The sequence below is a fragment of the Bacillus sp. LR_5 genome, from assembly GCF_042709275.1.
Genome location: NZ_JAVAXX010000218.1, coordinates 1 through 11247, shown reverse-complemented (window position 1 = coordinate 11247; position 11247 = coordinate 1). Strand labels below are relative to the sequence as shown.

General features: G+C 45.4%; 10 protein-coding genes and 2 pseudogenes. 5 read left to right on the top strand and 7 right to left on the bottom strand.

Translation table 11 applies throughout. The annotated features are described in order from the left end of the window. The coding region (locus tag RAC86_RS28425; RefSeq protein WP_377886273.1) for a peptidylprolyl isomerase at positions 1-751 on the top strand (751 nt) is incomplete at its 5' end. A 40-nt stretch (positions 752-791) separates the two neighbouring features. Here RAC86_RS28425 and yhaL read toward each other — a convergent pair. The 6 genes from yhaL to RAC86_RS28395 form a co-directional block, all read right to left on the bottom strand. Then, the gene (yhaL, locus tag RAC86_RS28420; RefSeq protein ID WP_061188284.1) at positions 792-1004 is read right to left on the bottom strand and encodes a sporulation protein YhaL; all 213 of its coding nucleotides are present in this window, start codon (positions 1002-1004) and stop codon (positions 792-794) included. A 126-nt stretch (positions 1005-1130) separates the two neighbouring features. Beyond that, positions 1131-2075, bottom strand: a complete 945-nt coding sequence (yhaM, locus tag RAC86_RS28415; protein WP_061188283.1) for a 3'-5' exoribonuclease YhaM — start codon at positions 2073-2075, stop codon at positions 1131-1133. 73 nt (positions 2076-2148) lie between these two features. Then, entirely contained in the window at positions 2149-5046 is a 2898-nt protein-coding gene (locus RAC86_RS28410; protein WP_072566825.1) for an ATP-binding protein, read from the bottom strand. A gap of 4 nt (positions 5047-5050) precedes the next feature. Then, positions 5051-6277 (bottom strand): metallophosphoesterase family protein, encoded by a 1227-nt coding sequence (locus tag RAC86_RS28405; RefSeq protein WP_072566021.1) that lies wholly within the window; start codon positions 6275-6277, stop codon positions 5051-5053. Between the two features lie 105 nt (positions 6278-6382). Next, complete coding sequence (locus tag RAC86_RS28400) at positions 6383-7642, bottom strand: ABC transporter permease (protein WP_061188281.1); 1260 nt, start codon at positions 7640-7642, stop codon at positions 6383-6385. Then, positions 7635-8531, bottom strand: a complete 897-nt coding sequence (locus RAC86_RS28395; protein ID WP_014113227.1) for an ABC transporter ATP-binding protein — start codon at positions 8529-8531, stop codon at positions 7635-7637. The genes RAC86_RS28400 and RAC86_RS28395 overlap by 8 nt, the downstream gene beginning before the upstream one ends. Before the next feature lie 126 nt (positions 8532-8657). Between RAC86_RS28395 and RAC86_RS28390 the strand changes: the two genes are divergently transcribed. Further along, complete coding sequence (locus RAC86_RS28390) at positions 8658-8843, top strand: YhzD family protein (RefSeq protein ID WP_072566020.1); 186 nt, start codon at positions 8658-8660, stop codon at positions 8841-8843. A 20-nt stretch (positions 8844-8863) separates the two neighbouring features. Here RAC86_RS28390 and RAC86_RS28385 read toward each other — a convergent pair whose 3' ends face one another. Next, complete coding sequence (locus tag RAC86_RS28385; RefSeq protein ID WP_072566019.1) at positions 8864-9631, bottom strand: enoyl-CoA hydratase; 768 nt, start codon at positions 9629-9631, stop codon at positions 8864-8866. A 162-nt stretch (positions 9632-9793) separates the two neighbouring features. Here RAC86_RS28385 and RAC86_RS28380 point away from each other — a divergent pair. From RAC86_RS28380 to khtU, 3 genes and pseudogenes are all read left to right on the top strand, one after another. Beyond that, positions 9794-10133: pseudogene (locus tag RAC86_RS28380) on the top strand (hypothetical protein). A gap of 60 nt (positions 10134-10193) precedes the next feature. After that, positions 10194-10691, top strand: coding sequence for a K(+)/H(+) antiporter subunit KhtT (gene khtT / locus RAC86_RS28375; protein ID WP_072566017.1), 498 nt, complete (start codon positions 10194-10196; stop codon positions 10689-10691). Between the two features lie 7 nt (positions 10692-10698). Continuing rightward, positions 10699-11247 (top strand): annotated as a pseudogene (gene khtU / locus RAC86_RS28370) (K(+)/H(+) antiporter subunit KhtU); the annotation flags it as partial.

Sequence of the window (11247 nt, the reverse complement as noted above, 5' to 3'; positions counted from 1 at the left end):
AACAAAAGGCGAGCTTTACACAAACATGAAGAAAACAGCTGGTGCAAGCGTCCTGACACAGCTGGTGCAAGAAAAAGTATTAGACAAGAAATATAAAGTGACAGATAAAGAAATTGACAACAAGCTAAAAGAATACAAAACACAGCTTGGCGATCAATATACTGCTCTCGAAGAGCAATATGGCAAGGATTACCTTAAAGAGCAAGTAAAATATGAATTGCTCACGCAAAAGGCAGCTAAAGATAACATCAAAGTAACAGATGCTGATACTAAAGAGTACTGGGAAGGCTTAAAAGACAAAATCCATGCAAGCCACATCCTTGTCGCTGATAAAAAGACAGCTGAAGAAGTAGAGAAAAAGCTGAAAAAAGGCGAGAAATTTGAAGACCTTGCGAAAGAATACTCTACAGACAGCTCTGCTTCACAAGGCGGGGACCTTGGCTGGTTCGCAAAAGAAGGCCAAATGGACGAAACGTTCAGCAAAGCTGCATTCAAATTAAAAACAGGTGAAGTCAGTGATCCTGTCAAAACACAATACGGCTACCATATCATCAAAAAGACAGAAGAACGCGGTAAATACGAAGATATGAAAAAAGATCTGAAATCTGAAGTGCTTGAACAAAAACTAAATGACAGCACAGCCGTTCAGGAAGCTGTTCAAAAAGTCATGAAGAAAGCTGACGTTGAAGTGAAGGATAAAGACCTGAAAGACACATTTAACACGTCTTCAACAAGCAGCAGTTCTAAATAATAAAAAAGCTGTGCAGGCTCATTGAGCTGCACAGCTTTTTTTATGCGATGGAATGGTTTGGATTTTCTTCATCATGCTGTTGAGAACTGCGGCGTTCTCTCTCCTTTTCCATCCTCTCTATATAAATCTGCCCTTCTTTTTCAATAAAGGACTGATCTACTTTTTCTTCCTCCTTGGCTGCCGCCACAAGTTTATATGCACTGAAAATGATACCTACAATACAAAGATACACCCACCATGGAAAAAATAACACGGGCTCCTCCCCCTTTTTGCATAGATTCTTTATTCTTAACCATATGCCGGAATGAGACGAGTTATGAGCGGCAAAAGCGCATAAAAAAGGACTGACCTGAATGTTTCAGCATCAGTCCTTTTACGATTATTTATGAAAAGTCGGTTTATAAAAGGAACGGTTTTCCAGTGCAAATACACGTTCAGTGTATTCACCCGGCTTCACGCGCTCAAGCGCTCTGTCCATCATATTCATTTTTGCATCCAGGTTGTCTATATAGTGTAAAATTTCCGCTTCTTTCACCATCGGCGGTTTCGGGCTGCCCCATTCTGCTTTGCCGTGGTGACTCAAAATCAAGTGCTGAAGAATTAACACCTCTTCAGAATCGATTTGAAGCTCCTCAGCCGCTTTTGACAGCTCTGTGACCATAATCGAAATATGGCCGAGCAAATTGCCTTCGACCGTATACGAAGTGGAAACAGGGCCAGACAGCTCTTTTACTTTTCCAAGATCATGCAGGATAACGCCAGCATAAAGCAGATCGCGGTCAAGAGACGGATATAAATCTGCAATGGATTTCGCCAGATTCAGCATAGACACAACATGATACGCTAAACCTGAGACAAACTCATGGTGGTTTTTCGTAGCCGCCGGATAATCCATAAATTCAGTTTCGTGTTTTTTGACTAAAAACCTTGTGATCCGCTGGATATTCGGATTTTTCATTTCAAATATATATTGAGTGATGGTATCCATCATTTCATTTTTCGGAATCGGCGCGGTTTCTAAAAAATCATCAATATTGACGTTTTCATGCTCGCTCACCGGTCTGATATTTCTCAGCTTCAGCTGATTGCGCCCGCGGTAATGGTGAACATCCCCCACGACCTTCACAATCGTCTGCGGCGCATAGGTGACTTCATCGCTTTGCTTGGCATCCCACAGCTTCGCCTCAATATCACCTGACTGGTCTTGCAGCATCAGCGTTAAAAACGGTTTTCCATTGCTGGCAATCCCTTTCGTCGAGGATTTAATCAATAGATATTGGTCCACCTGTTCGCCAACCTCATGTAGCATAATCCCTTTAGCCATTCTATTAAAGCTCCCTCCGTATCTTACATAATACCAGTATATCACATACCGTTTTACAGCTATAGAACCTCTTTTATGACACCAAATGAATGATTTGGCTGCTTTGAAATGCATCTTTCACATGGTCATGGCATGTAAAATATAAAATCTGCCTTCCGTCTTCGGATAAATTATAAAGAACGTCTAATACTCGTTTGAGCCTTTCCTGATCAAAATGAACAAAGCTGTCGTCAAGCTGAAACGGAAGCCTTGACCCATCCTGACGCGTAACGGCCAGGGCAAACCGGATCGCTGTATACAGCTGCTCACATGTTCCCTGTGATAGCTCTTCCGCGTGATAGACAGTTCCATCACAACGCATGACCATAATAGAATCATCTGTTTCAGAAAAATAAATCGTCTTGTAGCTTCCGTCGGTCAGCGGGCGGAAAAATTCTCCGGCCGTCTCCAGAAGGCGTGGGAGCTCGACTTTTTTATGCCGTTCCAATTTGTTTCGGATCACCTGTTTGATCATTTGGATCGAGGCCCATTTTTTAGCGATTTCTTTTACACGCTCTTTTTGCATTTCCGTTTGAAGCTTGAGATCTGAGACCAATCCCGAAGCCTCTAATTGTTCCTGTTTGACGAAGAGCAATGCGATTTGGCTGCGAAGGTGTTGAATCTCCTCAGTCAGCCGCTCTTTTCTTTCATTTTCAACTACTTGCTTGTTTTTCAATTCAGAAAGCGTATTGGAATCCGCCAGTTCAAGCTCCTCTGGGTGTCCGCCTTGAAGCTGTGCGTTTACGTGATGAAGCTTGTTCTCCGTATCCTTCAATTGCCTGCTGATGTCAGCTATGGCGCAAAACTCATTTCTGTCTTTTGCAGCCGCCGCGGCAAATAGCTGTTCGATCTGTGCTTCAAAATACTGTATTTCTTGCTCCAGCTCCAGCAGCTGCTCCTTTGTATAATAAATATCTGTTTCAATAGCCTTTTTTTGCTTCGCGATTTCTTTTTCACGTTCAACGTTTTTCCGCAATGTGTGAAGGGCGTCCGAGATGGAGGTGTTCTGACTCTCATTCGCAGGATGAAGCATGTTGACGCGTTCTTCGAATGTGCGTCGGTGCTTTTTCAGCCTGCCTGCTTCAATTGTCAGCTCATGCTTTTTCTTCACTTCTTTTTTGACATCCTTCATTAAGCTGTATGCATCAAGTAAAAAAGAAGGATCTTCCTTGAATCCGAGCTCCTTCATAAAAGACTCGACCTGTGAAAAGGACGGGGCCATATCGGCTTCCCACTGTTCAAACTGCTGGATGACTCTTTCATACGCCGCCTCTTTTTGCTGGAGCACTGCCCGCTGGGTGATGAGATGCTGTTTATTGCGGTCATCCTCCCATAACGCTTCTCTAAGCGCTTCGGCTTCTGCCGGTGAAATGTTTGTCATTGGCTGTCTCATCTCCCGGCTGTTTCCGGAAGACGGTGTTTTTTTCCCAGACAAAAGCCAATATACAAGAAGGGCAGCGCCGATACTTATGGCGGGAATCCATTGCTGCAGCAACAGAAAGAGAACGATGAACAACATACCAGCTGCAATGACAACCTTTTTCTGTTTAGCCTGCTGCCTTTCAAAAAACCTCAGCTGCTCTCTCAGCTTCGCTTGCTCCTGATGCTGCCCCTGTGCTTCATCATATGCTTTAAGAGCCGCTTCTTTATCTTTTCTTTCGTTGTTTTCAAGGATAGCGGACGAAGCGGCATGAACGGCCTTTTCTGCGTCTTCCAGCTCTTGCCGGGCAAGTTCAAACGTCTCATCAAGCTGCCGTTTTCTGTCTCTTGCCTGTACGTATTGCTGCACCGCCTGCTGAAGCTGCCATTCATAGTCATATGACGAGTTCATATTCAGGAGCTCATTTTCATCCGTTTTATTGAGCTGTTCCAGTCCTGCCGCTGCCTGTGCAGATGACTGGCGCAGCTGTGCCTGAATGGCGGCGAGCTGTTCTCCATAGGATTGGTACATATGAAACCCTGCCGAAAGCTCTTGTATCAGCGTTTCTTTCGCCAAAATGTCTTTATCCGGATTAAGCTTTTGCATCTGTTTGTCCAGCTCCGCCATCTTCACCCGAAGCGCCTCCAGCTGTGCGGATTTCGGGTGAAGGTGAGATTCATATTTTTCCAGCTGATGCAGTCCGTCAGCCGGAAATTGTCCCGCCTGTTCCGGATATTGTGCCATCGCCTGTTCCAGCGCCGCTTTTTCATTTAGCAGCGGCTTCAGCTCAATCGCTCCCTCAATCGTTCGGATATGGCCTGCCGCCTCTTTCAATTCGGTTTCTGCGGCTGCAAGACGGGCTTCGAGCGTTCTTTTTTCCTCAAGAATCTGATGATAGCCCGCTTCCTCTGCTTCAGCCTGTTTTAGCTTCGCTCCCAGCTGCTTAAGCGTTTCCAGCTCCTGATTCAATTGAGGGTTTCGCCCGTTTGGTTTATAGAGCCTTTCGCCTTCCTTTGTCAGCTGTGAATCAAGCTTAGATACGGCTTCAGCGCCAAACAAGCTGGAAAACAGCAAAAATTCCCCTATCTTGTCCCGATTAAAGGCGTGAATTTCCTGCAGCCCGAATACGTCAAACGAATAAATGGCTTTGTACAGCGCCCTGTCTGTGCCCTGGAACAGCTGCTTTAAAAAATCTTCTTGCTTCACTTCGCCTTTTTCTGTGTACACTCTCAGCTTTTCGGCAGTCCCCTTCGTCCGTTCAATTTTCACAGCCCCATACTCAGGATGTTCAGCTTCAAGAACACCGCCATAGACACCGCCTGTTTTCGGTTCATATTTTTTCGTTTTTGGAAAACCAAACAGCATGCTTTCAATAAATGACATTATCGTCGTTTTCCCTGCCTCATTTAATCCGTAGATTAATTGGACAGGCGAGGCGGAAAAGTGAAAGGTCTGATTGGAAAATTTCCCGTATTGGTAGATATGTAAAGATGTAATTCGCAAAGCTTTCACCGCCTCATATTTCAAGCACCTTAAGCTGTCTTTTCAATAAAATCTGTGCCTGTTCTTTTATTTCCTGTAACTCCTCTTGGCTAAACCGGTCCGCGTGCCTTCTGTACACAGGATGCCGCTCAAGCCCTTCCAGCACATCTGACAGATCGCCGCGGTCAATGTCCGCAAATAAACCGCCAAAAAAAGGATCAAGGTTTGTAAGGTTTGCTTCATTTTCTATCTCATCGTCCAATGAAAGCGGAAAAACGAAGTGTTCTTCCTCAGCCTCTTGCTCCTGAAAGGCTTCGAGAAGCTCATCCAAGGTGCCTTTTGGCGCCTCCAGCAGCCATTCCGGCGCCCGCCCTTGTAATACGAGTCTTACACAAACAGGGCTCCCCTTTATCCGGAGCTTCGAAAACGCGTCCTCAACCATTTGGAAAAGGGCAGTCATATTCTTTGCCCCCGTCACATCAACTGCCGCTTTTTCCCACAGGACATCATGCGCTTTCTGAAATTCATAAGAAATATCTCCGTTAGTCACACGAACGAGATAATAGCCTTTATCTCCCGTCTCCTTCATATGGCGCGCTTGCGTGTTTCCCGGATAGATGATTGCCGGGTGCTCGGCAGAAAGAACCTGGCGTTTATGTATATGGCCAAGCGCCCAATAATCCATTCCGCTTTTCACGAGATCGTCATGCGTAAACGGGCAATACGGATCGTGTCCTTCAGATCCTGATAGTGTGCCATGGAGCATACCGATATGAAACGGCGCGTCAGTCGACCTCCGATAGCGGGCGGCTTGGTTTTCCGTCACGGCTCTGGCCTGATAGCTGAAACCGTAAATGCTCGCTATGCGCCTGCCTTCCTTATAAAACGATTTTTCTTCAGGAACTGCGGACGAAAAAATATGGACATTCTCAGGCCATTCAATCGGCGTCCACTCTCCGCCAAGATGATCGTGGTTCCCAAAGATCACATAAACTGAAATCCCGCATTCTCTCAGTCTTTCAAACTGTTTTTTCAAAAAGAGCTGCGCCTTTAAGCTTCGATTGGCTTCGTCAAACAGGTCCCCCGCCAGCAAAATGAAATCAACGTTTTCTCTTACTGCAGCATCTATCATATGTTTCACGCTTTTAAATGTGCTTTCTTTAATCCGGGCAAAAATCGGTTCCGGCAGATGCGATATCCCGTAAAACGGGCTGTCTAGATGTAGATCTGCCGCATGAATAAAGGTTAGATCAGTCAACATTCTGCTCCTTTCCAGGATGAAGTACCCTTATTTTAGCATCGAATTCTTACGAATGCACGTTCTGTCAATAAAGAAACAGCCTGAGAATCCCCAGGCTGTTTTTAATCAATTTTTCGCTAAACGAAGTGCTTGTTTGATCGCTTTGAATGCGCTTGAGTTGCCGTAAATCAATACACCGCCCTTGTAAATTCTGGCGCCGATGACAGCCAGTATGACAATGGTGAGCAGCGTGATTCCGATTCCGGCAGCAGCCTGCCAGAACGGAATATCAAGCATACCGACGCGCAAGAACATAATCATTGGTGTAAAAAACGGAATAAACGAGGTTACCGTAATAAATCCTGCATCAGGTGCATTCAAGCCGAACATCGCGATCATAAAACCGGCGACAACCAATAGTGTCATCGGCGTGATCGTTTGCTGCACGTCCTCTATTCTGCTGACGACACTGCCGAGAAACGCGGCAAGTGTCGCGTATAAAAAGTAGCCGAGCAAAAAGAAAATCACAGCATAGATAACAGTGGTTGCTGATACGTCGGTCAGATTAAGAAATCCGCCGACAGATGATGCCGTTTCGCTCTTTTGGTTCAGCTTAAGCGACAGAGAGCCGGCTCCTATAATGATAGCAAGCTGCGTGATCCCGACGAGCCCGATGCCAAGCAGCTTTGCAAACATCTGCTGGATCGGCGGCATGCTTGAGATCAGGATTTCCATGACACGCGAAGATTTTTCGGTTGCAACCTCCATCGCAATCATGCTGGCATACATAATCACAGAGAAATAAATGACGAACAGCATAATATAAACAAGCCCTACCGTCTGGCCCAGCTCTTCCTCAGACTTCGCACCCTCTTTCAGTGCCTCCTGCCCGACAGTAACGGGCGCATAAAGACTGCTGATCGTTTCCTGCGAAACGCCGAGCTCCGCCGTTCCGACAGCCGTTTTGGTTTGCGTCAGCGCCTGCTGCAGCGTTTGGTACGTGCTTTCATCAGAAATCGTTAACGCTTTATATGTTCCTGAAATGGTTCCTTTTTCATCTCGTTTGATGATGAGCATGCCATCAAGCGCTTCATCTTTGACTTGCTTTGTGACTTCATCCTCCGATTGCTTCGATTGCTTCACATCAAGATCACTGTTTGTATCCACCGCTTTCAGCTGCTTCGAGAAAATCGGATATAATTCGTTTGTTTCATCAACAACGGCGATTTTTTCTTTCGCATTATCACCTTGAAACAAAGAAATGATCGACTCCAGATTCGTTACAACTAAAACAAGCAGTACTGTGATGACAGTCGAAATAATAAAGGATTTTGCCATAATCTTATTTTTATATGTATGAGAAAGCATGATCCAAAATTTATTCATAGACGGCCCCCACCTTTTCTATAAAAATATCATGCAGTGACGGCTCTTCAAGCTCGAACTTTCTGATAAACCCTTTTCCTTGGAGCATGGCAAAGATCTCTTGAGAAATGTCTTCATTAGCGATCTGCAGCTTGACGCCTCCGGCCGTTTCCTTCCATTGGAGAATGCCTTCATGAGACTGCAAAAAACGCAGATCTTCATCGGCGTGAATGGTGACATTCTTTTTGCCGAAGGAACGCTTTATCTCCTTAAGCTTGCCTTGCACAACCGGCTTTCCTTTCTGCAGTATGCAAAGGTTCTCACATAGCTCCTCCACATGCTCCATCCGATGGCTAGAAAATAAAATAGAAACGCCGCTGTTTTTCAAAGAAATCACAGCCTCTTTTAACAGCTCAACATTGACAGGGTCCAGGCCGCTGAATGGTTCATCAAGAATCAGCAGCTCCGGCTTATGCAAAACAGCCGAAATAAATTGGATTTTCTGCTGATTTCCCTTCGAAAGCTCTTCAACCTTCTTATTCTCGTAATCTGTTATATTGAAGCGTTCAAGCCATGTGCCGAGCTCTTTTACAGCCTCCCGCTTCTCCATCCCTTTTAATCTGGCAAGATAGACGAGCTGATCCTTTACCTTCATTTTCGGATAAAGCCCCCGCTCTTCCGGCAAATAACCGATTTTGTTGCTGATACTGTAATTAACAGGGTCGCCCTTCCAGCTGATTGAGCCCTCTGTAATGCTTAATAAGCCAAGGATCATGCGAAACGTCGTCGTTTTTCCCGCTCCGTTTGCGCCTAAAAGACCGAACATTTGCTGTTCCGGAATGTCTAAGTCCAATCCGTCAACGGCTTTAAAATCTCCAAATGTCTTCGTTACGTGATCAATCTTAAGCACTGAATCTCCTCCTTCCCTGACCCATTATATACTAATATTGGATGGAACATAATAAAGGATTTTGATTTCCTTTTTAGAATATAAATGAAGAAGACTGATAAACCTTGAAAATGGAGGGGAAACCTGATGGCTGAATATTTCCTTACAGCTTTTGATTCTTCGGGGAAAACAGTGGTAAACGAGCGATTCGAGGCGAAAAATGAAGAAGCGGCTAAAACGCATGGTGAAGCCCTCTTAAAAGAAAAAGAGCTTCACAGTCATACCCATCGTTTAGTCAATGCAGCCGGAAAGCTGATTTTGTTTCACAGATGATCAGCTTTCCGGCTGATCTGTTACACTTGGAACTTCGGCTCCCGTTTTTCTAAAAAGGCACGGATTCCTTCTTGGTGATCCTTGGTCCTTCTCATTTTCTCTTGGGCGCTGCGCTCAAGAGAGAGCACCTTTTTCAGTTCTTCAAGCTGGAGGCTTTGAAAGATACCTTTCGTTTCGATCATCGCCAAAAGAGGTGAGGCTAATAGGGTTTCGATAAAGGGTCTTGCGCCTTCCGCAGGTTCTCCGGCAAATGTCCCGTCAAGGAGCCCCATATCGGCGGCTTCCGCGGCGGAAAGTTTTTTCCCGCTCCAAATCAGCTTTTTCGCCTTCGCTTCCCCAATTCTTTTCTTCAGCAAATAATGCCCTCCGCCGTCTGGAACAAGCCCAATGCCGATAAAATTCATCGCGAGAACGGCGTTTTTTTCCGCGAGCACAATGTCAGCGCAAAGCGCCAAACTCAGGCCCAATCCCGCAGCAGCGCCGTGAATAGCTGCAATTGTTACTTTCTTCATCTGATATAACGTCAGAGTGACAGCCTCAATCGTATCCATCAGCTGCTTAAATTGATCAGGGTCATGCTCTGATGTCATCATCCGGATATCTCCGCCGGCCGAAAAGCCTTTCCCCGTTCCTCTCAAGAGAACGATGAGCGCCTCGCTTGCAGCCGCCATTTCGACCGCCGCCTTCAATTCAGACAGCATCTGTTCATTAAGGGCGTGATGGGCATCAGGTCGATTCAGGATAATCTCGGCAACGGCTCCATTCACTTCATACTGAATAAACTCCATATGAAACACCTCCATGTATGCGCTTGCTTTTTTCCTTCACATATACATTCCCTGCCATCCTCAAATAAACCTTTTTATTTTTCAAGGTCAATAGATACTGAAAAAAGCATATTGTTTGAGTGGAAACATAAAGTTTTATATAGTGAAAGAAGGGATATTAGGATGAGAAAGGAGGAAAGGAAGCATGGATAAATTGCTGATCAGTTTTCTGTTAAGTTTATTTGTGGTGTACTTTCCCCCTTCGGACGTGGTTCTGCCGTCCCAGCTTGAAGCAAGCACTGACAGCTATGTGCCTATGTCCTCATATCCGCAGGAAGCACAATCGGCCAAAATTCCGTCGCCGAGCAGCCTGTACCTGGCAGAGCTGAACAAAGAGTACAGTCCGCTGGCACAGTCTGTCAGGCAGCTATCTGTCAAGCCCCTTGACGAACCGCTGATAAACAGGCTGGAAAAGGTATGTGCCGTCCCTATCAAATACCAGTCTAATTACCTCCGAATTTAAATGCCCAAGCTTTATTTGCAACTCGCCCCATGGCCAACACTACATTCGGAGGGATTTTCATTGAATATTAAAGAAAACGATCTGCCGGGCATCGGCAAAAAATTCGAAATCGAAACGAGAAGTCATGAAAAAATGACGATTATCATTCATGATGACGGAAGAAGAGAAATTTACCGGTTTAATGACCGGGACCCGGATGAGCTCCTTTCCAATATCTCATTGGATGATTCTGAAGCAAGGCAAATTGCCGCTATTCTAGGTGGCATGGTCTATAAACCGCAAGCACTGGAGTCCATCGAAATGGCCTTCAGCGATCTCATTATTGAATGGTTTAAGGTCGAAAAAGGCGCCAAATCGATCGGGCGCACACTCGGGGAGCTTGATGTCCGCCAGAACTACGATGTCACTGTGATCGCCATCATCAAACACAACCAGGAAAAACTTTTAAATCCCGGAGCCGATTCGGTTATTGAAGAAAATGACACACTTGTCCTCTCAGGTGAAAGAAAGCATCTGAAGAAACTGATTCACGATTTTCTTTCTGGAGAGGGCGTGTGAACGGCCGATGGATCATCTCGTATTTGAAGTCGGTACAGCACTTGTGCTTGTCGCGATTGCCAGTGTAATCGCCAATAAAATTAAATTTTCGATTATTCCGTTTCTGATTGTGCTGGGCATGCTGGTTGGACCGCACGCGCCGAAAGCGGGGATTATTGACCTAACATTTATAGAAAGCAGTGAAATCATCGAGTTTTTCGGGCGGATGGGCGTACTGTTCCTCCTCTTTTATCTCGGACTCGAATTCTCTGTCGGAAAGTTGATCAAATCCGGAAAATCAATCGCGGTCGGCGGAACGATTTATATCTTGATTAATTTCAGCCTCGGGCTGCTTTACGGGTTTATTACCGGGTTTTCCTTTCTGGAAATCCTCGTCCTCGCAGGAGTCATCACAATCTCGTCAAGTGCGATTGTCGCAAAAGTGCTCGTTGATTTAAAAAGAACCGCCAATCCGGAAACCGAGCTGATTCTCGGTATCATTATGTTTGAGGATATTTTCCTTGCCGTGTATTTGTCCGTTGTTTCCGGCCTTGTGTTAGGTGATGCGACATCAGTC